The 25,606-nt window shown below is 59.7% G+C and carries 18 protein-coding genes; 3 read left to right on the top strand and 15 right to left on the bottom strand.

Going from position 1 to position 25,606, the window contains the following annotated elements; translation table 11 throughout:
- Positions 1–104: 104 nt before the first annotated feature.
- From gabT to NYE85_RS16235, 13 genes are all read right to left on the bottom strand, one after another.
- Complete coding sequence (gene gabT / locus NYE85_RS16295) at positions 105–1,421, bottom strand: 4-aminobutyrate--2-oxoglutarate transaminase (protein WP_259005772.1); 1,317 nt, start codon at positions 1,419–1,421, stop codon at positions 105–107.
- A gap of 118 nt (positions 1,422–1,539) precedes the next feature.
- Positions 1,540–2,673: a M20 aminoacylase family protein gene (locus NYE85_RS16290; protein WP_259005771.1), complete on the bottom strand. Its 1,134-nt coding sequence runs from the start codon at positions 2,671–2,673 to the stop codon at positions 1,540–1,542.
- Positions 2,674–3,600, bottom strand: a complete 927-nt coding sequence (locus NYE85_RS16285; RefSeq protein ID WP_259005770.1) for a glyoxylate/hydroxypyruvate reductase A — start codon at positions 3,598–3,600, stop codon at positions 2,674–2,676. It abuts the gene before it with no gap.
- Positions 3,600–4,442, bottom strand: a complete 843-nt coding sequence (locus NYE85_RS16280; protein ID WP_259005769.1) for a GNAT family N-acetyltransferase — start codon at positions 4,440–4,442, stop codon at positions 3,600–3,602. Before NYE85_RS16280 ends, NYE85_RS16285 begins: the two co-directional genes overlap by 1 nt.
- A gap of 11 nt (positions 4,443–4,453) precedes the next feature.
- Complete coding sequence (locus tag NYE85_RS16275) at positions 4,454–5,785, bottom strand: FAD-binding oxidoreductase (RefSeq protein WP_259005768.1); 1,332 nt, start codon at positions 5,783–5,785, stop codon at positions 4,454–4,456.
- Positions 5,786–5,850: 65 nt separating this feature from the next.
- On the bottom strand, positions 5,851–7,515 hold the full coding sequence (locus tag NYE85_RS16270; protein WP_259005767.1) for an ABC transporter ATP-binding protein: 1,665 nt from the start codon (positions 7,513–7,515) through the stop codon (positions 5,851–5,853).
- A complete protein-coding gene (locus tag NYE85_RS16265; protein WP_259005766.1) occupies positions 7,512–8,363 on the bottom strand; it encodes an ABC transporter permease in 852 nt (283 codons plus the stop codon). Before NYE85_RS16265 ends, NYE85_RS16270 begins: the two co-directional genes overlap by 4 nt.
- On the bottom strand, positions 8,363–9,316 hold the full coding sequence (locus NYE85_RS16260; protein WP_259005765.1) for an ABC transporter permease: 954 nt from the start codon (positions 9,314–9,316) through the stop codon (positions 8,363–8,365). Before NYE85_RS16260 ends, NYE85_RS16265 begins: the two co-directional genes overlap by 1 nt.
- Positions 9,317–9,337: 21 nt before the next feature.
- Positions 9,338–10,942, bottom strand: a complete 1,605-nt coding sequence (locus NYE85_RS16255) for an ABC transporter substrate-binding protein (protein WP_259005763.1) — start codon at positions 10,940–10,942, stop codon at positions 9,338–9,340.
- A 31-nt stretch (positions 10,943–10,973) separates the two neighbouring features.
- Complete coding sequence (locus tag NYE85_RS16250; protein ID WP_259005762.1) at positions 10,974–12,251, bottom strand: FAD-binding oxidoreductase; 1,278 nt, start codon at positions 12,249–12,251, stop codon at positions 10,974–10,976.
- Positions 12,252–12,270: 19 nt separating this feature from the next.
- Positions 12,271–12,939 (bottom strand): haloacid dehalogenase type II, encoded by a 669-nt coding sequence (locus NYE85_RS16245; RefSeq protein ID WP_259005761.1) that lies wholly within the window; start codon positions 12,937–12,939, stop codon positions 12,271–12,273.
- A 21-nt stretch (positions 12,940–12,960) separates the two neighbouring features.
- Positions 12,961–14,430, bottom strand: coding sequence for an aldehyde dehydrogenase (locus NYE85_RS16240; protein ID WP_259005760.1), 1,470 nt, complete (start codon positions 14,428–14,430; stop codon positions 12,961–12,963).
- A gap of 368 nt (positions 14,431–14,798) precedes the next feature.
- Positions 14,799–16,259, bottom strand: a complete 1,461-nt coding sequence (locus NYE85_RS16235; RefSeq protein ID WP_259005759.1) for an NAD-dependent succinate-semialdehyde dehydrogenase — start codon at positions 16,257–16,259, stop codon at positions 14,799–14,801.
- A gap of 527 nt (positions 16,260–16,786) precedes the next feature.
- Between NYE85_RS16235 and NYE85_RS16230 the strand changes: the two genes are divergently transcribed.
- Positions 16,787–18,169 (top strand): diaminobutyrate--2-oxoglutarate transaminase, encoded by a 1,383-nt coding sequence (locus NYE85_RS16230; protein WP_259005758.1) that lies wholly within the window; start codon positions 16,787–16,789, stop codon positions 18,167–18,169.
- Between the two features lie 16 nt (positions 18,170–18,185).
- On the top strand, positions 18,186–19,658 hold the full coding sequence (locus NYE85_RS16225) for an aspartate aminotransferase family protein (RefSeq protein WP_259005757.1): 1,473 nt from the start codon (positions 18,186–18,188) through the stop codon (positions 19,656–19,658).
- Between the two features lie 233 nt (positions 19,659–19,891).
- On the opposite strand, the gene NYE85_RS16220 is transcribed toward NYE85_RS16225, so the two are convergent.
- On the bottom strand, positions 19,892–20,836 hold the full coding sequence (locus NYE85_RS16220) for a LysR family transcriptional regulator (protein WP_259005756.1): 945 nt from the start codon (positions 20,834–20,836) through the stop codon (positions 19,892–19,894).
- 133 nt (positions 20,837–20,969) lie between these two features.
- Between NYE85_RS16220 and NYE85_RS16215 the strand changes: the two genes are divergently transcribed.
- Complete coding sequence (locus NYE85_RS16215; RefSeq protein ID WP_259005755.1) at positions 20,970–22,415, top strand: MFS transporter; 1,446 nt, start codon at positions 20,970–20,972, stop codon at positions 22,413–22,415.
- 101 nt (positions 22,416–22,516) lie between these two features.
- Here NYE85_RS16215 and NYE85_RS16210 read toward each other — a convergent pair whose 3' ends face one another.
- A complete protein-coding gene (locus NYE85_RS16210) occupies positions 22,517–25,537 on the bottom strand; it encodes an autotransporter outer membrane beta-barrel domain-containing protein (protein WP_259005754.1) in 3,021 nt (1,006 codons plus the stop codon).
- Positions 25,538–25,606 lie beyond the last annotated feature (69 nt).

Raw genomic sequence — 25,606 nt, 5'->3', positions numbered from 1 at the left:
GTCGATGGTATAGCACGCTTTCTGCCAGCGGCGCCAGCGTTTTACCGTGCCATACCGTCGTCTTGCAAAGCAAACAAACATAAGAATATCAATGAGGAAGCCGTTTAGCCCAGCCTGCCGGTGGCGCGGGCCAGTGCAATATCAAAGATGTGAAGCGCCTCTTCCAACTGCGAGTCGCTGGTGACCAACGGTGCGAGGAAGCGAACGGTATTGCGCTTGATACCGCACTTGATCAACAGTAGACCTTCCTGACTGGCGCAGTCGAGAATACGTTGGGTCAGCGCCGCATCGGGCAAGCCGCTTTCGACGTCGATAATTTCCACCGCTTGCATAAAGCCGATACCGCGCACCTCGCCGATGCAGACATACTTGTCGGCCAATTGATGCAGACGAGCATTAAGTTCGGCGCCCAACTGATTGGCGCGCGCCAGCAGCGAGCCGTCGGCCAACAAGTCAAACACCGCCAACGCCGCCGCACAGGCCAGCGCATTTCCGCCGTAGGTGCCACCCAGGCCCCCAGGGGTTGGCGCTTCCATGATTTCCGCCTTGCCCGCTACGCCAGAGATCGGTAGACCGCCTCCGAGGCTTTTTGCCACGGTCACCAAATCCGGCACGATGCCGGCGTGCTGGAAGCCGAACATTTTACCGGTGCGGCCAAAGCCGGTTTGTATCTCATCGCAGATCAGTACGATGCCGTGACGGTGAGTCAGTTCGCGCAATGCCTGCATAAACCCTGGCGATGCGGGCAGGAAGCCGCCATCGCCCTGCACCGGCTCGATAATGATCGCCGCCACGCGTTCCGCCGCTATCTGCACGGCAAACAGCGTATCCAGTGCCTGCAGGCAGTCAGCGTCAGAAATGCCGTTAAACGCATTGGGGAACGGCACGCGGTATATTTCGCCGGGGAATGGCCCGAAGTTCTGTTTATAGGGTTGGCTCATGCCGGTCAGCGTGCAGCCTAACAGCGTGCGGCCGTGAAACGCGCCGTCAAAGGCAATGATCCCGGAACGGTTAGTGTAAGCGCGGGCGATTTTAACCGCGTTTTCCACCGCTTCAGCGCCGCTGGTAAAAAAGACGCTCTTGAATTTTTCACCGGCGCCCACGGCGTTATTCAAGCGCTTGGCCAGTTCGATATAGCCGGGGTAAGCCGCCACCTGGAAGCAGGCGTGCGAGAGCTGTTGCAGCTGTTCGGTGACCGCGGCCACCACCGCCGGGTGGCTGTGCCCGACGTTCAAGACGCCAATGCCGGCGACAAAGTCCAGATAGCGGTTGCCCTCGACGTCCCATACTTCGGCCCCCTTTCCCTTGGCAATCACCAGCGGGTGTGCCGTGACCACGCCACGTGCCACGTGTTCTTCCCGCGTGTCCAGGAATAACCCGTTGTCAGAAAATGTCTGCTGCTCAGCCAGTAAATTATCCATCTCTCTTCCTCATCGCATGACAATATTGAGATCAAGTATCGCAATAAGCCTTTTCGTCTCGCTGCCGAAATCGGAATGGCAGCAGCATTAACTGTCGAAATGCGGGCAAATACATGAACTAAATTTTCATCGGCAGCGTTTCACGCACCACTTCGCAGAACCAGCGAATACCGTAAGGGATGACGTCGTCGTTAAAATCGTAAGCGGAATGGTGCAGCGGTCGGCTGTCGGCCGATCCCAGCCACAGGTAGGCGCCTGGCCGCGCCTGCAACATAAAGGCGAAGTCCTCCGAGGTCAGCGCCGGTTTCACTGCCAGCGATGCGGCAAGGCCGGCATTGTGCGCCGCTCGCAGCGCAATCTCCGCCTGCTGCGGCGCATTGACAGTGGCCGGATAATAGCGCTGGTAGCTGACTTCCGCCGTCAGGTGGTGCGCGGCGGTAACGTACTGCGCCATGGCATGCAGGCGCTGCTCGATGATGTCTTGCACCTGCGGATTGAAGGTGCGCACCGTACCGGTAATGCTGGCGCTGGCCGGGATCATATTGTGCGAAAAGCCGCCCTGGACGCGGGTTACCGTCAGCAATGCCGGTTCGCAAGGATCGACGGCGCGAGCAACGATGGTATTCAACTGCACCACCAGTTCGCTGGTCGCCAGCAGCGTATCTGGGGTGAGATGAGGCTGAGCCGCGTGGCCTCCACCGCCTTTAACGATGATGTCGAAGCGATCGGCGGCGGCCATGATCGGTCCTGGAAGGGTCTGTGCAGTGCCCAGCGGCAGTTCGGGCCAGTTGTGCAATGCATAGACTGCGTCACAGGGAAAGCGGCTGAACAACCCGTCGTCAATCATTGCCTGCGCGCCCGCCAGCCCTTCTTCAGCAGGCTGGAAGATAAACACCACGCTGCCGTCGAAGGTGGTCGAGCGGGCCAGCTGCGCCGCAGCGCCCAGCAGTATCGCGGTGTGGCCGTCATGACCACAGGCGTGACAACGCCCCGGATGGCGGCTGTGCCACGCCTGTGGCCCGGCGTCGTCCATCGGCAGTGCGTCCATATCGGCACGCAGGCCAACGGTGCGTGGGCTGGTACCGCGTCGCAGAACGCCGACCACGCCGGTTTTGCCGACCCCGCAGTGCACCTCGATATCCAGTTGGCGCAGGAAGTCTGCCACGATGGCCGCGGTACGCTGCTCTTCGAACCCCAATTCGGGGTGCGCGTGCAGATCGCGCCGCAGCGCGATCAATTGCTGGTTATCCATTCAATAGCCTCTTGTGCGTTCGATCGTGCCGATCATCGGCTCACCGCGCTCAAAGCGGCGAATATTGTCCAGCAGCGCCCGTACCGCACTCTCTGGGCGTGTCTGGCTGGCGATGTGCGGCGTAAGCCAGATGGCCGGATGCTGCCAAAACGGATGCCCATCCGGCAGCGGTTCCGGCGATGTCACGTCAATCACCGCGGCGGACAGTTGGCCGCTGTCCAGCGCGTCCAGCAGATGCGGATGATTGAGCTGCCGGCCGCGACCGACCTGCACCAGCGCCGCTCCTGGCGGCAGTTGGCTGAACAGCTCGGCATTGAGGATACCCTCGGTGCTGGCAGTCAGCGGCAGCAGGCAGATCAGAATATCGCTGCGGGCGAGAAATGCCCCCAACTGCGCATTGCCAGCGTAGCAGCGCACGCCGCTGATGGTTTTGGCTGAACGGCTCCAGGCGGCGCAGGGATAGCCGAACGCCACCAGCGGCCGCAACACTGCTTCACCCAGCGTGCCGGCGCCCATGACGCCAATCCGGCATGCGCCGGCGACCGGCGTTGGGTGTTCCTGCCAGCGCTGTTGGCGCTGTTGCTGCAGATAACGCGGCATGCCACGGTGCAATCCCAGTACGGAGAACGTGACGTATTCCACCATGCCCTGGGTCAGACCGGGTTCGATCATGCGCACCACCGGCAGGTCAGGCGGTAGATTGGTATAGTCAAACTGGTCGACGCCGGCACCGACCGAAAACAGCACCTTGAGGTTGGGAAAGGTCTGCATGATATTTTGCGGCGGTTGCCAGGCAACCAGATAATCGACCTGTTGCGGGTCGCCGACCTCGGGCCATTGGCTAAAGGTTGCTTCCGGTGCCAGTTGCGCCAGCAATTGGGCCCACTGGCGGCCGCGTGCCGGCTCGGATTTGTAGACGATATTCATCAGACCATTGCCTGGGTCGTCAGCCCGAACGCCAGTATGCGCTCGGGGTGGTGTCGCCGCCCGCGGATCATGGTGGTGGGCGCGTCGACCTGCGGTACGCCAAGGGTGTTCAGCCATGGGCCAAGGCCGGAGTCGGCATCGGTATCAATGCGCACGAACTGGCCCGGCAGTCCGCTCAGCAAAGCGCTAACCAGCAACTGGGCGCGTGGCAGATCGCCGCAGACAATCGGCCCGACCACGTAACCGTGACCAAAGCGCCGCAGGCAGGCAAAGCCGCTCACTGCGCCATGCTCTTCCAGTACCAGCACCCGCTCGGCCTGCTCCAGCAGCACCGCCATCAGCCGTGGACGATGATAACCGTGAGCCTGACCATCCAGCGCGGTCAGCACGGCGGCGTCGTCATGGCGCGCCGGGCGCAGTCTCTGCCCGGCAGCCGGCGGCAGCGGGCCGATCTTGCCCAGACTACGGCACTGGTGCTGCTCGATGCTACCGGTGGCAACAAAGCCCAGTTTTTCATACAGCCCCTTGCCCGCTTCGGTGGCGTGCAACCGTACGCTGTGCCCTTCCAGTCGAGCCAGCGCGGTCTGCATCAGGCGTTTGCCAATGCCCTTGCCCTGTGCATGGTCTGCGACGATCACCAACCCCAGCGAGGCATAGTCATGGCCCCAGCGCCAATAGAGAATGGTGCCCAGCAGCGTACCATCCTGTTCGGCAACCAGCCCTTCCCCCAATTGCAGCGCCTGTTGCCAGTCTGCTCGGCGATGTGGCCACTGCAAGCGCTGGGTCAGCGCCAGTGCGGCTTCCAGATGGTTTTCGTTGATGGCGTTTATCTCAATGGTCATGCCTTTCTCCTTTACATCATACCCGGCGCGGCCAGGCCGGAACCGTCCACCAGCCGCGCATAGCGGAACGGCGTCGGATCGACAATCGGGGTGGCATCGGTGGCCAGGTCAGCCGCCAGACGACCCGCGCCGGGGCCAATGCCAAAACCGTGTCCGCTGTAACCGGCAGACACGATCAGACCCGGCAGTTTAGCCACCGGCGAAATCACCGGGATCGCATCCGGCGTGCTGTCGATCATGCCCCCCCAGGCTTGCTCTACGCGAATATTCCCCAGTGCCGGGAACTCTCGACTCATTGCCGCAATACCCTCCTGCACCATCGCCATGTCGGCGGCGGGATCGAGAATGCGCACCTTTTCAAACGGCGACCGGCCGTCAAACTGCCAACGTGCCGGTGATTCGGGACCGTTGATAAAGGCGTCCAACCCCAGTCGAATGGTCAGATTCCTGCGTCGTGCCTTGAACGTCGGATAGAACTGGCGGGCGTAACGCAGCCCCTGCACCCCCGGCGACAGGCGGCCACGACCGGATACCGACACGGTGTAACTGCCATCCAACTGTGGGCGGCAGGCGAACGACGGCGTATACAGCGGTACGGCAATCGCCTGTTCGATCGGAGCGGTACGAAATGCGGTACCAATCACGTTGCCCAGAGGCAGATCGATACCATGACGGCGGCAGAACATCGATGTCCAGGCACCGCCGGCGCAGATGACGCGGCTGGTCTTGATCAGACCACGCTCGGTGACCACCCCGCTGACCCGGCCGGCAGAAATATCCAGTCCACGCACCGCGCATTGCTGGAACACTTCGGCTCCCAGCCGCTGTGCCGCAATCGCCAGTCCGGCGGCGGCCAGCCTGGGCTCGGCGTGCCCGTCTGTGGGGGAAGACACCCCGCCCAGCCACCGGCTGGTGCTGCCTGGCGTCATTGCCTTGGCCTGAGCGGCGGTCAAAATGTCGCTACGCACGCCATAGGTGCGGGCCATTTTTCCCCAGTTGTCCCAGGCGTTGATATCCTCCTGGTTACCGGTGGCATATACCAGGCCGGTACGACGAAAGCCCAGTTCTTCGCCGGTTTCTTTGCCGAGTTCCTCCCAGCGCCGCAGCGCATGGATGATCAGCGGCAGTTCCCGCTCGTCGCGATTTTGCTGGCGACACCAGCCCCAGTTGCGGCTTGACTGTTCGCCACCCACCAGACCCTTTTCAATCAGCACCACGCTGACGCCCTGTTTTGCCAGCTCATAGGCGGCGGCGGATCCGGCAATGCCGGCGCCAATCACCACCACATCCGCCGACTCGGGGAAGAATCGGCTGTCCTGTACGTATCGAATCGGTGCGGGCATATTGTCCTCAATCTCGTTATTGGCGTTTTGTTGGATAGCGGCGATTAACCCACGATCAATCGGCGTTAAAGCGCAATGTTGTTGGCTTCGTGTTCGTCCAGCCAGCCCTGGCGCAATTCCGGCACGGCACGCTTGAGACGCTCATAATACAGTTCGCTGGACGGTTTATCGTAGTCTGCCCGCGCCACCTGCGTCACCATGTGCCCATTTTTCACCACGATGATTTCATCGCACACCGAGCGTACCGCGTGCAAATCATGGCTGATAAACAGCACCGAGAGTCCCAGTTCACGGCGCAGATCGGTAATCAGATCGAGGATCGCCGCCGCCACCACGGTATCCAGGGCGGAAGTCACTTCATCGCACAGTATCAGATCGGGTTCGGCGGCCAGCGCCCGCGCCAGATTGACACGCTGTTTCTGACCGCCGGATAGCGTCCACGGCTGACGATCCAGTACGCTGCGCGGCAGCCTCACCAGTTCCAGCAGCTCGAAGAGTCGTCTTTGCAGCGCCGAACCGCGCAGACCGTGAAACAGCGTCAGCGGCCGAGTAAGGATTTTTTCTATGCAGTGCGCCGGGTTCAGCGCGGTATCGGCCATCTGGAATACATACTGGATGCGCCGCAGCTCGTTCTCCGGCCGCTGCTGCATCGCATTGGCAATGTAATGCCCGTTGAACAGAATATGCCCTTTCGACGGCGTATTGATACCGGCAATGGCGTGTGCCAGCGTGGTTTTCCCTGACCCGGATTCACCGATAATGCCGATCGCCTGCCCACGATACAGCCGGAAGTTGATGTCATGCAGGATCGGGATCTTCGGCTGCCCGCTGGCGTCCCGTGGTCCGTAACCAGCCGACAGATCGCGTACTTCCAGTAACGGTTGAGCGTTGTCTTCTTCCGCAAGCCAGGGGCTTGGGCGTACCTTCTGCCGCGCAGCGTCCAACAGTTGGTGGCTGTATTGTGCCTGCGGCGCGCGCAGCAGATCTTCGGTGGCACCGTATTCCGCCATCGTCCCTTTCAGCAGCACCAGGATGCGGTCGGCCATCTGCGCCACCACGGCCAGATCGTGGCTGACGTAAATCGCCGTCATGCCGCGCTGGCGCACCACGCGTCGAAATGCCTTCAACACTTCGACCTGGGTGGTGACATCGAGCGCGGTGGTCGGTTCATCCAGGATCACCACCTCGGGATCGCTGATTAACGCCATCGCGGTCATCAGCCGCTGCAGTTGGCCACCGGATACCTGGTGCGGATAACGCTGACCGATGGTGTCCGGATTGGGTAGCGCCAGTTCGCGAAACAGCGCCACGGCTTTTTTTTCTGCGGCGGCACGGCTCATCACATGATGAATCACCACCGGTTCCACCACCTGATCGATAATTTTCATTGCCGGGTTAAACGAGGCGGCGGCGCTTTGCGCGATATAGGCCACTTTATTGCCGCGAAACTGGCACAGTTGTCTGGGCGACAGCGCGGTAACGTCGGTTCCGGCAACGTGGATGTTACCGCTGGCAATACGGCAGCCGTGGCGCGCATAGCCCATCAGCGCCAGGGCGATGGTCGTCTTGCCGGAACCCGACTCGCCTATCAGCGCCAGCACCTCGCCCTGCTGGACGCTAAAACGGATGTCGGACACCAGTGGAATTTCACTGCCGTCATCCGCGTGGGCGATAACGCGCAGATTGTCCACCGCCACCATGGGGCGGGCGCCGTGTGCGGTAATATTCATGCAACCCCCTTGGCCGGGCTCAGCGGACGCATCGCCTGCAGGCTGTCGATAAACAGATTGGCACCAATGGTCAGACTGGCAATCGCCAACGCTGGCATCAGCACCGCCGGGGAGCCGTCAAACAGCCCCTGCAGATTTTCGCGCACCAGCGTGCCCCAGTCGGCGTACGGCGGCTGGACACCCAGCCCAAGGAAACTCAGGCCGCTGAGCAGCAACACGATGTACACAAAGCGCAAGCCGAAATCGGTGAGCATCGGGTGCAGCATGTTGGGCAAGATATCGTGGATGGCGATATAAAAACGGCTCTCGCCGCGCAACCGCGACGCCTGAACATAGTCCATTGAGCGCAGGTTGGCCGCCATGGCATAGGCGATTCGGTAAGCGCCCGGCCAGTAGGTGAATACCGCAGTGACGATCAGCATTGGCAGCGAAGAACCAAACACCGCCACGATCATCAGCGCCAGGATCTTGCCGGGCAGTACCAGCATCGCATCGTTGATGCGCCCGAGGATTTCCTCAAGCCAGCGGCCTGCCACCGCCGCCAGCAGGGCCAGCAGCGTACCAGCCAGACTGGCCAGCAGCGCGGCGCTCAGCGCCAGCCCGATAGAGTAACGCGCGCCGTACAGAATGCGACTGAACATATCGCGGCCAAGATAATCGGTGCCCAGCCAGAATTCTTTGCTCAGGCCGCCGAGCATCGGGCCGACGCCGATATCGTCCAGGCTATACGGCGCCAGCGATGCGCCAAACAGAGCCAGCAAGATCCACACCAGGGTAATCAGCAGGCCGACTCGTCCGCTGGTAGTCAGCGAGAGAAAAAAGCGCCAGGGTAGCGTTAGCACATTCATTAGCCCCTCCCTTTTGGATTGAAGGCAATGGTCAGGATGTCCGCCAACAGCAGCAGTAGCAGATAGCAGACGGCAAACAGCATGACGCACAGCTGTACCAACGGCAGATCGCGGTTGCTGACCGCATCCACCAGTTGGCTGGCCAGCCCCGGATAGCTGAAGATGCTTTCGATGATAATCACCCCGCCGAACAGGTAGGACAGGCTCAGCGAGATGGCGTTGGCGATCGGCCCGACCGCGTTTGGCAGCGCGTGGCGCAGCATGGCGCGCAGTGGCGATACCCCCTTGAGACGAGTCATTTCAAGATATGGACTGTCCATCTGATTGATCAGCGCCGAGCGGGTCATGCGCGCCATCTGCGCCACCAATACGCAGCACAGCGTCAGCACCGGCAAGGCGTAGGCTTTCAGGTAACTGACCAGATCTAGCGCCGGTGCGCCCAGCGACATGGCCGGCACCCAGTGCAGTTTCACCGCAAAGATCATCACTGCCACGGTAGCCACCAGAAACTCCGGCACGGCAACCACCGCCATGGTGGTCATCATCAGTCCGCGATCGAACAGCGAACCGCGTTTCATCGCCGCCGCCAGCCCAATCACCAGCGCCAGCGGTACCGACACCAGTGTGGTGATCCCAGCCAGTTCGAAGGTGGCCGGAATGCGCTGCGCAACCAGTTGGGATACCGGCAGATGACTGGCGAACGAGGTGCCGAAGTCGCCACGCAGCATGCCGCTCAGCCAGTCCAGATAGCGAATCATCAGTGGCTGATCCAGCCCGAGCTGCTGGCGCAGCGCCGCTACCGTTTCCGGCGTGGCACTCTGGCCAAGCATCATTTGTGCCGCATCGCCCGGCAGCATGCTGGTAACGAAAAACACCACCGCCGAGACAATCAGCAGGGTCAGGATGCCGGCACCGCAGCGCCGGGCAATCAGGAGGAGCATGTAGCGGTTCATCGCCGTTCTCCTTATCGGGTATCAGGATGCCAACCAGGCAAATTCATGAAAGCGGTAGCCCATCATCATGCCGGATGGCCAGGCTTCTACCCCCTTCACCTTGTTGCTGTGCCCGTCCAGCGAGCTGATAAAGGCGGGGATGATGGTGCCGCTGTGATCATGGATCAGCTGCTGCATATCGCCGTACATCTGTTTGCGCTTGCCCTGGTCACGTTCACCGCGAGCTGCGACCACCAGTTGATCGAACTGGGGATTTTTCCAGCCGGATTCGTTGTTGGGCGCGTCTGACAGATAGAACTGCGAAAACAGCAGATCGAGGGTCGGCCGCGGATTGATCGAGCCGTAACCCAGGGGATCCTTGGTCCAGTGGGTTGACCAGTAGCCGTCATACGGCACGCGCCGCACCTGGAATTTGACCCCCGCCGCGCGACCGAACTGCTGGATCAACTGGCCGCCTTCCACCGAGCCTTCAATATTCTGGGTCGTGATGATTTCCACGCTGGCGCCCGCCATGCCGGCCTTTTTGAAGTGGTATCCGGCCTTTTCCACGTCCAGCGGCCGCTGCGCAATATCCTGATTGAACATCGGATGCCACGGCGGTACCGGGGTATCGTTGGCCACCTGGCCAAAGCCCTGCATCACCGTTTTCACCATGATCTCGCGGGGTTGCAGGTACTTCATGCCCAACACGAAATCCTCGTTGCTGCCGGGCTTCATGTCGGTGCGCAGGATCAGGTTGGTGTACATGCCGGATTTGCTTTCCAGCACGCCAAACTGCCCGGACTGGCGTAGCCGCTTGACGTCGTTGGAGGTCAGCGTGGCCACCATATGCAGATCGCCGGACATCAACGCATTGACGCGGGCGGCCTGATCGGTGACCCCCATCAGTTCGACCTGATCCAGATGCGGCAGACCCGGTTTCCAGTAGTTGGGGTTCTTTACGCCGACGGTGCTGACGCCGGGAGTAAACGACGTGCAGACGTACGGGCCGGTGCCGACGGCTTTACTGAAGTCTTTGGTGCCGTCCTGCAGGATCAGGAATGGACTGGTCGCCAGCACGGTGGGAATGTCGAAGTTGGGTTGGGTCAGCACCAGCGTGACTTGCGTCGGGCTGGCGGCGGTGATGCTGGCGAACTGCTTTGCCTGTGAAATGGCGGTTGAGGCGACGGCCGGATCCTGATGGCGGCTGAGAGAGAACACCACGTCCTGGGCGGTCAATGACTTGCCGTCATGGAAAACCACCCCCGGACGCAGTTTGATGTGCCAGGTGATGCCGTCGCTGCTGTCGATCGATTCCGCCAGCGCCGGCTGCGGCAGCAGTTTACCATCCAGCTCGGTCAGGCCGTTGTAAAACATGAACTGGCGCGTGTAGTCGCCGCTGTTATTGCCTTTGGCCGGATCCAGCGTATCGGTGGCCGAGGCGTTGGCCACGGCGGCGCGCAGTCTGCCGCCTTTGATCGGCGTTTCTGCCGCCAGCCCAAGCTGAGGGAAACCCACCAGACCGGTGCTCATCAGCGCGCCGGCCGACAGCAGTTTCATCATGCTGCGGCGTGATATCGCCACGTCGGCGATCGCCTGGGTTAACGATGGGGGAACGCGGCTAAATTCTTTACGAAATTTACTCATCTGTACACCCTCAAAATGGAACGTTAGATAGTCAGGAGAGCCGGTCCTTAGCCTTGTAATACCAGCCCGCAACGGGCAAAAACCACGGTTTGCCAAAATAACCGGGCAGCGCCGGCCAGCCGTCACGCAGCCACGGATTGTCGGCCGGTTTTTCCGCCAGCAGATCGGCCATCACCCGTCCCATCCACACCGACATCTGCGTGCCGTGCCCGCTGTAGCCCAGCGAGTAAAACACCCCGTCCTGTTCGCCGGCGTGCGGCAGGCGATCGGCGGTCATATCCACCAGCCCGCCCCAGCAGTAGTCAATCTTCGCCGTAGCCAAAATCGGGAACAACTTGCTCATCCCCGCCTGCAACACGCTGCCGCTGCGGGCGTCCGAGGTCGGGTTGCTGATGGCAAAGCGAGCCCTCCCGCCAAACACCAGACGGTGATCGGTAGTGGTGCGGAAATAGTTGCCAACGTTCAACGAAGTAACGCAGGTGCGGTTGTTGGGCAACAGCGCCGCCAGGCGTTCCGCCGGCAGCGGCGCGGTAACGATGATAAAACTGCCTACCGGTACGATGCGCCGCTGGAACCAGCCGAAAGGCCCCCTATTGGAGCAGCCGGTGGCCATCAGCACCTTTTCGGCGACAATCTCGCCCTGCGGCGTCGCTACCCGATGGCGATAGCCCGCCAGGCGTGTCAGGCGAGTGACGGGAGTGTCTTCGAAAATAACCGCCCCACTGCCGGCTGCCGCTTGCGCCAGACCGACGCCAAACTTGCCCATGTGCATCTGGCCACCGCGCCGCTGGATCAGCCCACCGTAAAAGGCGGTCGAGTCAACTTCGTGGCGGATCCGATCGGCACCCACCAGCTCTACCTCGCGATCGACGCTACTGCGCAGCGCCTGATATGTCGCTTTTAGCGCCGGAAAGTGAGACGCCTTGCTGGCCAGCTTGATCTTGCCGGTGCGCAGGAAGTCACAATCAATCTCTTCTTGCCGCACCAGTTGTTCCACATAGTCCACCGCGTCGGCGAACGAGCGATAGTAGCGGCTGGCCTGTTCGATACCACGGCTGGCGACCAGCGAGGCAAAATCCTGCGCTACGCCGGTATTGCAGTGCCCGCCGTTACGCGCCGAAGCCTGACTCATCACCTTGGCAGCTTCCAGCACCACTACCTTCAGTCCGCTGCGGGCCAGACTCAGCGCCGCGGAGATGCCGGTAAACCCACCGCCGATCACTACCACATCGGCGGTAGCAGGCAGTTCACCTTGCGCCGCACCGGTAAACGCCGGTGCCGTTGCCTGCCAGAAAGATTCCAGTTTCATCACCCTGCTCCTGTGCGGGTTACAGACCCACCACGGCCGGAAGGCCGCCAATGTCGCGGATTTCGCTATAGCCGTAGTACGGCGTGCCCGGTTCGTGGCCACGGTTGACGAATACCTTGTGGGCGATGCCCAGATCGTGCGCGGTCATCAGGTCGTAGCGCAGGCTGGATGAGACGTGCAGGATTTCGTCCGGGCCACAGCCGAGTTTGTCCAGCATGTATTCGAAACCCTTCATCTGCGGTTTATAGGCACCGACCTCTTCGGCGGTGATGGTCATATGGATTGGCGCGCCGAGCCGTGGCACATGGTGGGCGATCAACTGGTCGGTGGAATTGGTCAGCAGAACCAACGGGAACTCGCTCGCCACTCTGGCCAGTCCTGCCGGCACGTCCGGATGTGGCCCCCAACCGGTGCAGGCGGTCATGATGGCCGCGCTATCTTCAGCGGTACAGGTCACGCGCCATTTGTTACAGGTGCGCTGCAATGCATTGCTCACTACCTGCGGGTAAAGCTTGAAGGCGCCCAGCACTTCATCCAGACGGTAGCGGGCAAAGTCGGTAGTAAATGCCTGCATGTTGTCCACGCTGATGCGATCGGCAAAAACGCTGGCCGCAGCACCGGCCATATCGAAGTTGATCAGGGTGCCGTAACAGTCAAAAGTGATAAATTTCGGTTTAAACACAGCCATGACGTTTCCTCTTGGGATGAGTTAAAAATCGATCAGGACGCTTTTGTAACGTCGACAGGCCTCGAACGCCTGCCGTCCCAGATCCTTGCCGATACCGGAGCCGTGGAAGCCGCCGGTAGGAATGATAAAATCGCCTGAACGGCCGTAGCGATTGATCCACACCGTGCCCGCCGCGATGCCGCGCATGGCGCGTAGCGCGCGCTCGAGACTCAGGGTGTGTACGCCGGCACACAGGCCGTAGGTAGGATGGGCGGCCAGCGCCAGCCCTTCGGTTTCGTCATCAAAAATCTGTACGGTCAGCACCGGTCCGAAAATCTCTTCCTGTAGCGCCGGGCTGTCGGCCGTGAGGTTGGCGATCAGCGTCGGTTGCCAGAAATAACCGTCGCCGGTCGCATCAAAGCGATGACCGCCGACCAGGATCTCCCCTCCTTGCTGACGCGCGGCATCGACGATCTGCTGTACCTTATCGGCCTGGCGGCCGTCGATCATCGGCGCATAGCGACTGTTTTGGTCCCAGGTCACGCCCGGGCGAAACCCCTGACACAGCGCCACCAGACGGGCAATCAGCGCGTCGGCGATGCCGCGCTGCACAATCAGCCGGGTGCCGGCGACACAGGCCTGACCGCCATTGGCGGTAAATCCGCGCACTATGCGTTTGGCGACCTCGTTTACCTCTCCGGCATCGTCAAACACCAATTGCGGACTTTTACCGCCCAGCTCCAGCGTTACCGGTTTCATGCCGTTAAACGCCGCGTCGCTCATGATGCGTGCGCCGGTTTGTGTCGATCCGGTAAACGACACTTTGCGCACCAGCGGATGTGCCACCAAGGCGCTTCCGGTCAGCGCACCGCTGCCTTGAACAATATTCAATACCCCTGCCGGCAGCCCTGCCTGCACCGCCAGCTCTGCCAGACGAACGGTGGAATAAGGCGTCAGTTCTGACGGTTTTAGCACCACCGCATTGCCGGCGGCCAGCGCCGGGCCGCATTTCCATGAGGCCATCGACAGTGGAAAGTTCCATGGCGTAATGGCGCCTATCACGCCATAGGGCTCGGGAACCAGCATGCCAAGACTGGCATCTTGCGTGGGGAAAACGTCACCGCTGTATTTGTCCGCGCACTCGGCATAAAAGCGGATGGCGTCGGCGGTAAACGGGATTTCGTGGTTGACTACGTCGTGGATCGGTCGGGTCGAAGCCAACGCTTCCAACTGCGCCAACCGTTTGTCGTGCTGGATCAACTCGGCCCAGCGCATCAGTACCGCCGCACGCTGACGCGGTGGGCAATGTGACCAGCCGCTCTCTTTGACTGCCCGATCGGCGTTGCAGACCGCGTCATCAACCAGTGCGGCATCTGCCTGTGTCAGTTCGCTGGCCAGGCGTCCGTCGGAAGGCCGCTTTACCGCCAGATCGGTTCCTTTGCCGCTCAGTTGCCGGCCGTTGATAAAGTGGCCAACAGGAAGATCAATGTTATCGGGATCGAAACTTAACATCGTTGAATCCTTAAATTTATCGGCTGGTGGAATAATCTTGTACGACACAGGGGTAAATATCCGCACTGGCATTTTCACGCGCTTATTCACTTAATGCAGAAAGTATGCCAGCCAGTGGAAAAATAAAAATGCGTAAAAAGGGGCTGAAAAAAATTTTATGCCGTAATCCAGGGCGAAATTTCACCGATAAACCGCAATGGTAAATAGATGATTTACATCACAATATAAGCGCACCATTGCAGGGCAGAGTTGTTATAATGCTGCACCAAATAAGTCAGATCGAGCGTTGACCGGCGCGGCGTAAAATAGCGGAACGCCCGTGAGAATTAATCCGCACGGGCGTGTTAAATGACTGGCTGCGATTAATTTCAGCGCAGACTGCCAAAATGGAATGCTTTAATTTCAAGGTATTCATCAATGCCGTAATGGGAGCCCTCTCGCCCGACGCCGGACATTTTTATGCCGCCAAATGGCGCGACTTCCAACGAGATGGCGCCGGTGTTGTACCCAACCATGCCAAACTCCAACGCTTCGCCGACCCGCCACGCGCGGCGTACGTCTTCGGTAAAGAAATAGGCTCCCAGCCCATAAGGAGTATCGTTGGCCATGGCGATCGCCTGTTGTTCGCTGTCAAACACGAACAGTGGCACTACCGGTCCGAACGTCTCCTCATGAGCAATACGCATTGCGGCGGTAACCTCACCCAACACCGTGGGCGTTACAAAGCAGCCTTCTCCCTGCATGATACCGCCGGCCAATAGCGTTGCACCGTGGCTGAGCGCATCATCGATATGTCCATTGACCTTGGTCACCGCTGCCGCGTTGATCAGCGGGCCAATGGTGCTATCAGCACTAAAACCATCGCCAACGGACAGTTTCGCCACTTCTGCCAGCAGTCGTTCGACAAAACGCGGATAGATGCCGCGCTGAACCAGAATGCGGTTGGCACACACGCAGGTTTGCCCGGCATTGCGGAATTTACTGGTCATCACGCCGGCAATGGCGATCTCCAGATCGGCATCGTCAAAGACAATCAGTGGTGCATTACCGCCCAATTCCAGACTGAGACGTTTGATGCTGTCGGCACTTTGCTGCATGAGCAATTGCCCCACGCGGGTGGAACCGGTAAAGGAGATTTTACGCACCGTGCGGCTGGCGGTCAGGGTCGCGCCAATCTCCTGCGGCAGACCGGTGAGGATTTGCAATACCCCTGGCGGGAAGCCGGCGCGAGTAGCCAGTTCCATCAGTGCCAGCGCGCAGAGCGGCGTCAGTTCCGATGGTTTCACCAAGATTGGGCAACCGGCCGCTAGCGCCGGCGCCACTTTACGGGTGATCATTGCAATGGGGAAATTCCACGGTGTTATTGCCGCAGCCACCCCCACCGGCTGTTTGAGCACCAAAATGCGTCGATCGCCGCTGGGGGCGGGAATGGTTTCGCCGTAGATGCGGCGTGCCTCTTCCGCAAACCATTTTACAAAGCCGGCGCCGTACAGCACTTCACCCTTGGCCTCGGCCAGCGGTTTTCCCTGCTCGGCAGTCATCAGCGTGGCCAGATCGTCGGCGTTGGCGAGGATCAGTTGATGCCAGTTCTCCAACAGCTGAGCGCGCTGGGCGTTACTGGTTTGCCCCCACTCATGGCGGATGGCATCGGCAAAGGCAATGGCGCGGGTGGTCTCGGCGGTGCCGAGCGCCGGCACCGTGGCCAATATCTTGCCGTTGGCAGGATTGATTACCGGCAGCGTTTCCCCACCGTCGGCGCTGGACCAGCCACCGGCAAAGAAAGCCTGTTGGCGCAGCAGTTGTCGATCGTTCAAACGTTGAGCAAGCATGGTGTCCCCTTTTTTCAGCGTAGTTTTTACTCTAGCGAAGTACGGGGAGCGATTGCTGCGTAATGCCGGCTCGCGGTGAAATCGTGCAACGGTTTTTCAGTATGGAACAACATTTTATGCCGTGGATAATCTCGCTACCGAGCCGGCGAACCCCAGGAGCGGATAATTGCGATCGCGCTACGTGAAATCTGTAGACGTTGGCCTGGCGTTACCCGGCAGATTTATTGTAGCGGCATCATCATTATGCGCCGGCAAATGCCATTTATTACATTTATGTTTCATAGTGACGCCGTCACCCCCTTCAGGCTGGTTGCCAGCGGTTAAAACCTCCGCGAAAAGGGGAATTTTCAAACCAAATAACCCGTTGATTAACATGGGGAAAACAATTAACAAATCTAAATACAATTAATTATTGAGTACAACCTTAAAAAGCCATATATTGGCCGCGCTTTTACATGGCCCATTTACTTTTTAACCTGTTTATTCAACTGCGGCGTGCTGATAACCCCGGTTGTAGGAGAGATATGATGACGGATAAAGTCCGTATTGATACTTTAGGTGCGAATACATTAAACGGAAACAACGAAACCTATTTGGCGCGACAAGCTGAATTTGAGTCGAACGTTAGGAGTTATCCACGTAAGCTGCCGTTGGCGATTGCCAAAGCACAAGGCGTCTGGATTACTGATGTTGAAAACAACCAATATCTTGATTGTCTGGCAGGCGCCGGTACGCTGGCGCTGGGTCATAACCACCCTGATGTTCTGCAAAGCATCCAAAATGTCATTACTAGCGGCTTGCCGTTACATACCCTCGATCTGACTACGCCGTTGAAAGACCAGTTCTCAGATTATCTGTTGTCTTTATTGCCAGGCGCTGGCGAAGAGTATTGCCTGCAATTTTGCGGTCCTTCTGGCGCTGACGCCGTTGAAGCCGCACTGAAACTTGCCAAGAAACATACCGGCCGTAGCGGCGTGATCAGCTTCTCCGGCGGCTATCACGGCATGACCCATGGCGCGCTGGCGGTAACGGGTAACCTGTCGCCGAAGGCGGCAATCAATGGCATGATGCCGGAAGTCCAGTTTATGCCTTACCCACACCAGTACCGCTGCCCGTTGGGTATCGGCGGTGACGCCGGGGTGAAGGCGCTGACCTACTACTTTGAAAACCTGATCAACGACGTTGAAAGCGGCGTGCGCAAGCCGGCTGCGGTGATCCTGGAAGCGGTGCAAGGCGAAGGCGGCGTTAACCCGGCGCCGGTTGAATGGCTGCAACGCATTCGCAAGGTGACGCAGGAGCACGGCATTCTGCTGATTATCGATGAGGTTCAGGCTGGTTTCGCCCGTACCGGCAAGCTGTTTGCCTTTGAACATGCCGGCATTGAGCCAGACATCATCGTCATGTCTAAGGCGGTTGGCGGCGGTCTGCCGTTGGCAGTGCTGGGTATCAAGAAACAGTTCGATGCCTGGGAACCTGGCCATCACACCGGTACCTTCCGTGGCAACCAGCTGGCGATGGCGACCGGCCTGACTACCCTGAAATTCCTGAAGGAAAATCAGGTGGCGGCCAAAGTGGCCGAGCAAGGCGAATGGCTGAAAGGCCAACTGGCCGAGCTGCAAAAACGTTATCCGGTGATTGGCCACGTGCGCGGTCTGGGCCTGATGATCGGTATCGAGATCGTCAAGCCGGATCAACCGCAGGATCATATGGGTTGCTACCCTGCCGATGGCGAGCTGTCCGCCCTGTTGCAGAAAAAATGCTTCGAAGCCGGGTTGATCCTGGAGCGTGGCGGTCGCAACGGTTGCGTACTGCGCCTGCTGCCTTCGTTGTTGATCACTAACGATGAACTGAACATTTTCCTGGACAAGTTCGAGAACGCCCTGCTGTCCGCTGGCGTCCGACCGGTTTGAGTGGAGTAAATTGGTAATGTCCGAGTCAAACCCGATTCTGGCGGCGTCTGCGCACAGCACCGAAGCCTACCAGCAAGCGATCGCGCAGACCAGTCAGGCGGTGGTGCAATGGCTGCAACAGCCCGAGATGTATCAGGGCAAAACCGTTGCCGAACTGCGCGAACGTATCCGGCTTGATTTTAACCCTCAGGGCCTGGGTAACCAGGCCGCGATTGAGCGTGCGATTGAGTATTTTTTAAAAGACAGCCTGTCGGTGCATCATCCGCAGTGCGTTGCGCACCTGCACTGCCCGAGTCTGGTGGTAAGCCAGGCCGCCGAAGTGCTGATCAATGCCACCAACCAGAGCATGGACTCCTGGGATCAAAGTCCGTCGGCCACCATCATCGAGATGAAGCTGATCGAATGGTTGCGTAGCCAGGTAGGCTATCAGGCTGGCGATGCCGGGGTGTTCACCAGCGGCGGCACCCAGAGCAATCTGATGGGGTTGATGCTGGCGCGTGACGCGTTCTTTGCGCGTCAGGGACACTCTGTCCAGCAGGATGGCCTGATCGGCGACCTGCGCAAGATTAAGGTATTCTGCTCCGAAAACGCCCACTTCTCGGTGCAGAAGAACATGGCGTTGCTTGGTCTCGGCTATCAGTCGGTTACGCTGGTTAAAACCGATCGCTTTGCCCGCATGAACGTCAACGATCTGGCCGACAAACTGGCGCAGGCGCAGGCCAACGGTGAGCAGGTGCTGGCGATTGTCGCCACCGCCGGCACCACCGACGCCGGCGCCATTGACCCGCTGCGGGCGATTGCCGCGCTGGCGGCCGAGTATCAGGTCTGGTTGCACGTTGATGCGGCCTGGGGCGGCGCGCTGCTGTTGTCGGAAAAGTATCGTGACTATCTGGACGGCATTGAACTGGTGGATTCCATTACTCTGGACTTCCACAAGCAGTTCTTCCAGACCATCAGCTGTGGCGCCTTCCTGTTAAAAGAGGCGCGCCATTATGAACTGATGCGTTACCAGGCGGCTTATCTGAACTCCGAGTTCGACGAGGCCCAGGGCGTACCTAACCTGGTATCCAAGTCGTTGCAGACTACCCGCCGCTTTGATGCCTTGAAGCTGTGGATGGGGCTGGAAGCGCTGGGGCAGAAGCAATACGCGGCGATCATCGATCACGGCGTGACCCTGGCGCAGCAGGTCGCACAGTATGTCAGCGAGCAGCCGGCGCTGGAACTGGTGATGCAGCCGCAGTTGGCCAGCGTGCTGTTCCGCCATCGCCCTGCCCAGCTGGCAACGGCCGGCGATGCGGCGGTGGCGTTGCACAACCAGAAAATTGGCGATGTGCTACTGGAATCAGGGCGTGCCAACGTCGGCGTTACCGAGTTTGCCGGCGTAACCTGCCTGAAGCTGACGCTGTTGAACCCGACGGTGACGCTGGAAGACATCAAGGTGCTGTTGGCGCTGGTTGAACGTACCGCTCAGGAAATCCTGGCGGCGTAATCTGCCGGTTCCGCACCACTTAAAAAGCCACCCGTTGTTACGGGTGGCTTTTTTGTCAGCGTATGTCGACGGGCGTCAGCGTGGTTACAGGGTGAAAAACCGGCATCAACCCCCGTTGGCTTGATGGCCGCCAGATACCCGTGTGTCGATGAGTCGCTGGCAATGAATGCCGAATTGGCTCAAGGCCAAGGCTGGGCCGGTGCAATGGCGCAGCTCGAAGTATAGGCAATTAATTACGTTTTTCTTATGTTATGCGTGCCGGAGCGGCGACCGCAGGTGTGCAAAACCAGCTGTCGCAGCCAGCGGTGGGCAGGTTCCATCTCCATGCGCGGGTGCCACATTTGCGATACGGTTATGCCGCCAGTTTTTACTGGCAGTTCAAACGCCCGTAGCGCCGAGGTGCCGGATTCAGCATGCATTGAGGTGTTACGCAGATAGGACGCTGGCACCAGCGCCACCAGATCGGAGGCCTGTGCTACCGCCAGCGCCGCCGGGAAGCTTGGCACCACGGCGGCAATGTTGCGCGTCAGCCCCTGTTCGGCCAATGCTTCGTCGACCGGCCCATAAGGCAGGCCGCGCCGCGACGCGACCACGTGGTCGCATGCGGCATAGTCTATGGCGTTAAGGGTTTCAGCCGCAGTCAACGGATGTCCGCGCCTGACCACGGCAACAAAACGATCGTCGAACAGCCGCTGAATGCGGATTTCCGGCCCCATATCGCCCAGCACGCCGATTTCCAAGTCAACCAGCCCTTCGCGCAGGTAGCGAGCGGTCTTTTGCGGTTTTGGCGCAAAGCGCAGCCGCACTCGCGGCGCGGCCTTGGCCGCTGCGGCAATCAGCGCCGGCCCTAGCGCCTCGACAAAGCCGTCATTGGCACGAATGACGAAGGTGCGATCCAATAGCGCCAGATCCAGCGCCGAACTGGTCGGCCGCAGCAGTGCCAGCGCCTCGCTGACGGCATGCTGCGTTCGTGCGCGGATTTGTTCGGCGTGTGGTGTCAGCACCATGTTGCGCCCTGCCCGTACCAATAACGGATCGCCGGTAACGCTGCGCAGGCGGCCCAAGGTTCGACTCATCGCCGAAGCGCTCAGGCCAAGCCGGCGCGCCGCCCTCGCTACGCTACCTTCAGCCAGCAACGCATTTAGCGCAATCAGCAAATTGAGATCGGGTTCAGCCATCGGTGGACGCTCGCAGTGGGTGGCAAGATAAGGCGTTTGGTGCAGGTTATAACTGCAAATGCTGCGCCTTCCGCCTCTTATCCTACAGGGTTATCTTGGCGCTACCAACTATCACTACCACGGAGTGCTGCCGATGGAACTCTTCTCCAACCAGCCAAACGATGAAGGCCTGCCGGGGCGCGAACGCGGTCTGGCAATGTTAGCGGTCATGGCCACCACCACTATGGTGGTTTTTGACGGCACCATGGTTAATATCGCGTTGCCGCAAATAGCCAAGGCACTGGGCGTTTCTGCCGCCGCTACGGTGTGGGTGGCCAACGGTTATTTGCTGTCTGCTGCCATGACGCTGGCAATCTTTGCCGCACTCGCCAACCGGGTCGGTTTTCGCAGCCTGTTTCTGTTTGGTCTTGGCGTGTTCACCCTCGCGTCTTTGGGGTGTGTACTATCGAGTTCGCTGAAGATGCTGATTGCCATGCGTCTGTTGCAGGGCGTTGGCGGTGCCGCTACGTTGAGCATTGCGCCGGCGATCCTGCGCTCGATTTTCCCCAACCGCCTGCTGGGACGCATACTCGGCATCAACGCGCTACTGATCGCCAGCATTACCGCCATTGCGCCGATTGTTGGCGGCACCCTGCTGTCGGGTCTGAGCTGGCAGTGGCTATTCGCCATCAATCTTCCGCTGGGCATGGTGGCTCTGACGCTGGCCTGGCGCGCCATCCCCGGCTCTGCGACCTCGCGAGAACCGTTTGACGTGGCGGGCGCGCTGCTGTCCGCTGCAAGTCTGGGGGCGCTGATCATGTTGGCGAACAGCTTTTCTTATGGGGCAGCGTTTAGCGCCAATATGCTGTTTACCGCGCTGACTTACGCATTGGGCGCGTCGATCGCCGGACTGGCCTTTATCCACCGACAGCGCCGGGCGCCCAAACCGCTGTTGCCGCTGACGATGTTCACCTCGGCACGCTTTTCATTAGCGGCGTTAACCTCGTTGGCATCGTTTGTCAGCCAGGGTATTACCTTTGTTGCCCTGCCGTTTTTGTTTCAGCAGGTTTACGGCTATAGCGCGCTGTTTTCGGCGCTGCTGTTCACCCCCTGGCCGTTGGGTATCATGCTGGCTGCGCCTCACGCCGGTCGCCTGGCCGACCGCTATTCACCGGTGATGATTTCTACTCTGGGTCTGGCAGTGTTTGCCCTCGGTTTGAGTCTGTTGGCGTTATTGCCCGAGGCGGCCTCTACGTGGGATATCAGCATGCGTAGCCTGGTGTGCGGCATCGGGTTTGGTTGCTTTCAGAGCCCCAACAATCGCGAAATGCTGTCAAACGCGTCGCGGGAAAACAGCGGCTATGCCTCCGGCGTGCTGGCGATTGTGCGTACTTTCGGCCAGTGCCTCGGCGCGGCGATGGTAGGCGTGATGCTGTCGGTTACCGCGCATCCAGGCGCCACGAGCATGGGAATAATCGCGCTGGAGGCGCAGGCGGTACGTTTGAGCCTGTGGCTGGCGGTGGCCGCCACGCTGCTGGCGGGCGCGTTCAGCGTCAGCCGCTTGCGCAGCGTCGGCGTTCAACGGAAAAACCGGGCGTAAGCGACCAGCCCGGCGTTGCGGGCTGGCCTGTCGATTTATCGCCAACCGCCAGTTGCCGCTAACGGTGGTTGGCGGGAGGCGATGCGCCGGTTATTCAACGGTCAGAAATGCCAGCTCAAACCGGCGTTGATGCTGTTGTCCTGATAGTTATTTGACAACACCCCAGCATAACCCAGCGACAGCGAGCTATTGCTGTTCAATGCCGCCTCGACGCCGACCTTCAGCACCAGGCCATCACGCGATGCCGGCACGCTGTTTACGGTCATCGGCACGGCGCCATCGTTAAACCGTAGCCCGATTGCCCGTTCCGATTTGCCATACTGATGTTGCCAGCCCAACGCGTTGTGCAGCGCAACCGTGGCGTTATTACTCAGCGTCCAACCGAGGCGAGTACGCAGCCCCAGGGTTGTCAACATGGCCTCGGTATGCTGTTTATCGCCGCGCAGCGCCGCCGCGCCACCTTTTTCCTGAATGTCGTCACCGGCGACATTGACATAGGCCAGATTGGCGAACGGCTCCAGCGCCAGCCAGCCGGCGTTGATGCCGTACCCTGCCTCGGCGAACAGTTGCCCGCTGCGCGCGCCATATTTCGCCGTTGCACGATCCGCATTGGCACCGTAGCCGATCGTACGGGAGCTGTCGATGCGGTGCCAGCTATAGCCGGCACCGGCTCTCAGCGCCAACGCGCCGAAGCTTGTCCCGCCATACGTTGCCAAATGGTAGTTATCGCTGCTGGCGTTAGAACCGTAGCCGCCGTGCAGCGAGGTTCGGGTATAGCCCGTGGCCATCCCGATGCGCCCTTGCCCGGTAAGCGCCGTGTCGACGCCGAGCAATACCCCGTAGGTCGACGCCTGAAAACCGGCGGCATTGCCATCACCCGATGCATGATGCCAGGCGCCAATTGGCTTCACCCAGGCGCCGCCGGCATCCGCCTTGATCTCGGAGCTTGGCGACAGCCCTTGCGCCTGGCGCAGCCGGCCGTTTAACGTATCGCGCAGATAGCGGCTGTTGTTGACCAGCGTGGTGGCGATATCGGCATGGATCTGGCCCGACAGCTGACGGTAGGCCTGACGTGCAGCTTCTGCCGTCCCGCTGCCGAGGATGCTTTCATATACCGGGTTACCGGCGTTCAACGCCTCCGCCGCCGTCGCCACCTCGCGTTCATTCCGCGTCTGCGCTACGCTGGCGAAGCGGGTAGCGTTGCGCCCGACGTTGAGTGTCACCTGGCTCGGTTGGTAGCTTAAATCGGTAGCGATGAACAGGTAATCAGACGCCAGCGCGTCAAATTGCCCGCTGACGCCCTGCTGCGCGTTCAGGATAGCGTATTGCTGCCCCAGCAGGCTGTGAGCCTCTCGTCGGGAAAGCCGATTACCCTGGTTTTCCAGCCTGACGCTGACCTGGCCGCCGCCGATAGTGGCGGCGCCGTCGCTGAGGATACGATTGCTGTGTCCGTTGGCGTCGACCTCGACAGCGTAGCGGGAACCGGGGGCGAAACTGACATCGCCGGCTACCCGCAGCGCGGCTATCGGGTTGCCGGGCGCGACGTTGCCACCACGCCCAATCGTCAGCGAGCCGACGCTGCCGGTGCCGGCCAGCGTGCCGCTGCCCTCGACGCTGACGTCTGAAGACACGGATCCATTAACCAGCAGCACGCCCTGATTAACCTGCGTTGGCCCGAGATAGCTATTGGTGCCGGATAATTCCAGCGTGCCGGCGCCGGTTTTGGTCAAGCCGCCGTGGCCGCCAATGTTATTGGTCCAGTTGTCGTAGCCGCATTCGATATTGCCGCAGACGCGCCGGTTACCGTTCTCCGCATCAATCACGCCGCCAATGCCCGGCAGGTTGGCGACAAACTGGCTATCTTGATAGGAACCCTCGATATACAACTCTTTGGGGATATCAGCGGCGGTGACAAACATTTTAGGGCCGCCAATGGCGCTGGCCAGATTGAGTTTCCCCCAACCGTATACCGCATCCAGCCCTTTGTCGCCAAGGTCGCTGGCGGTGGTGAACAGTACCGTGGCGATTTGCGACGCCGTCATATACGGGAAGCGCTGCATCAGCACCGCCGCCGCTCCAGACACCATCGGCGCAGCCATTGAGGTACCGGTTTCGACAGCGTAGCCGGGTTGGATCAGCTTTTCGCCGGTCTTGCCGTAGTGCTGATAGTCGGTTTGTGCGGAGGTGCTATAAATATCGCTGCCCGGTGCGGAAAGGCAGTAACTTGCCGTATAGCCGCAACGGGTGGAACTCAGATGCAGCGCGTCGTCCTGGTCCAGATTGGTCACGATAATAAAGTTGGTTAATGCCTGCGGGAAAAAGTAAGGCAAGGACGGTGCGCCTACCGGCAGATTGTAATTGTTCTCATTGCCGGCAGCAAACACCACCAGCTTGTCAAAACGCACCGCGCGCAGCAGTGCGGCATAGATCTGGCTTTCATTCTCAAGCCCTTGTCCTGGCACCGGTTGGCCGGCCAGTTCGTTAATACTGGCGATCTGCTGCGGGGTTATCCGGGCGAAAACCTCTGCTTCGGTTATTGCTTGGTACAGCGGTCTGCCATCGGCTAAAAAGATGTCATTTCCCGCCTCGTCCTGCTGGATGGGGATATCGTCCCCCCAGCTATTGTTAAAGATGCGGGTGTCGCTTTGGATTAGCTTCTCAAAGTAATTATTGTCATTGTCAATAAATTTTGCTGAAACCAGCCCTGCGTTAAAGGCGACGCCATGCATCTCGTTGCCATCACGCGCCGCTGCGGCAATACCGGCCACATGGGTACCATGGTCGCCAAACATGATATCGCCCAGCTGCGGAAAACCATCAAGCGCGTCGAAATTATACGCATCGTTCGCATCAACCTTATTTAATCTCCCGTTAAATTCAGGATGTGTAAATACAGACTCATCAAATATGCCAATACTGACACCGTTGCCGTTATAACCTCTGGCATAGGCATGCTGCGCACCGATCGCCTCCAGCCCCCATTGTTTGGTAAATTCCATGCTGCGCCAACTGTCGGGCACGCCAGCCTGTGCGGTCTCACGGTATCCTTCGGTGGCCATGGCGTGGCACGACATGAAAATAAGCAAATACAAACCAGATGGTTTAAAAGGTAAACGTTTCATTTCAACCTGCTCCCTGTTGCTATCCGTTGCTGGGAATGAAGTTTTGCTATTTTTTTCAGGTTTTGGCAA

The sequence above is a fragment of the Serratia sp. AKBS12 genome (assembly GCF_024793895.1).
In the GTDB taxonomy this organism is placed as follows: domain Bacteria; phylum Pseudomonadota; class Gammaproteobacteria; order Enterobacterales; family Enterobacteriaceae; genus Serratia_F.
Note: the sequence above shows the minus strand (reverse complement) of the source record. Positions and strands in the feature narration are given on the sequence as shown.

What these genes read in the sequence shown, in the direction of transcription:
- gabT (WP_259005772.1), bottom strand. Translation starts at nt 1,421, where the DNA reads ATGGATAATTTACTGGCTGAGCAGCAGACATTTTCTGACAACGGGTTA.
- NYE85_RS16290 (WP_259005771.1), bottom strand. Translation starts at nt 2,673, where the DNA reads ATGGATAACCAGCAATTGATCGCGCTGCGGCGCGATCTGCACGCGCAC.
- NYE85_RS16285 (WP_259005770.1), bottom strand. Translation starts at nt 3,600, where the DNA reads ATGAATATCGTCTACAAATCCGAGCCGGCACGCGGCCGCCAGTGGGCC.
- NYE85_RS16280 (WP_259005769.1), bottom strand. Translation starts at nt 4,442, where the DNA reads ATGACCATTGAGATAAACGCCATCAACGAAAACCATCTGGAAGCCGCA.
- NYE85_RS16275 (WP_259005768.1), bottom strand. Translation starts at nt 5,785, where the DNA reads ATGCCCGCACCGATTCGATACGTACAGGACAGCCGATTCTTCCCCGAG.
- NYE85_RS16270 (WP_259005767.1), bottom strand. Translation starts at nt 7,515, where the DNA reads ATGAATATTACCGCACACGGCGCCCGCCCCATGGTGGCGGTGGACAAT.
- NYE85_RS16265 (WP_259005766.1), bottom strand. Translation starts at nt 8,363, where the DNA reads ATGAATGTGCTAACGCTACCCTGGCGCTTTTTTCTCTCGCTGACTACC.
- NYE85_RS16260 (WP_259005765.1), bottom strand. Translation starts at nt 9,316, where the DNA reads ATGAACCGCTACATGCTCCTCCTGATTGCCCGGCGCTGCGGTGCCGGC.
- NYE85_RS16255 (WP_259005763.1), bottom strand. Translation starts at nt 10,942, where the DNA reads ATGAGTAAATTTCGTAAAGAATTTAGCCGCGTTCCCCCATCGTTAACC.
- NYE85_RS16250 (WP_259005762.1), bottom strand. Translation starts at nt 12,251, where the DNA reads ATGAAACTGGAATCTTTCTGGCAGGCAACGGCACCGGCGTTTACCGGT.
- NYE85_RS16245 (WP_259005761.1), bottom strand. Translation starts at nt 12,939, where the DNA reads ATGGCTGTGTTTAAACCGAAATTTATCACTTTTGACTGTTACGGCACC.
- NYE85_RS16240 (WP_259005760.1), bottom strand. Translation starts at nt 14,430, where the DNA reads ATGTTAAGTTTCGATCCCGATAACATTGATCTTCCTGTTGGCCACTTT.
- NYE85_RS16235 (WP_259005759.1), bottom strand. Translation starts at nt 16,259, where the DNA reads ATGCTTGCTCAACGTTTGAACGATCGACAACTGCTGCGCCAACAGGCT.
- NYE85_RS16230 (WP_259005758.1), top strand. Translation starts at nt 16,787, where the DNA reads ATGACGGATAAAGTCCGTATTGATACTTTAGGTGCGAATACATTAAAC.
- NYE85_RS16225 (WP_259005757.1), top strand. Translation starts at nt 18,186, where the DNA reads ATGTCCGAGTCAAACCCGATTCTGGCGGCGTCTGCGCACAGCACCGAA.
- NYE85_RS16220 (WP_259005756.1), bottom strand. Translation starts at nt 20,836, where the DNA reads ATGGCTGAACCCGATCTCAATTTGCTGATTGCGCTAAATGCGTTGCTG.
- NYE85_RS16215 (WP_259005755.1), top strand. Translation starts at nt 20,970, where the DNA reads ATGGAACTCTTCTCCAACCAGCCAAACGATGAAGGCCTGCCGGGGCGC.
- NYE85_RS16210 (WP_259005754.1), bottom strand. Translation starts at nt 25,537, where the DNA reads ATGAAACGTTTACCTTTTAAACCATCTGGTTTGTATTTGCTTATTTTC.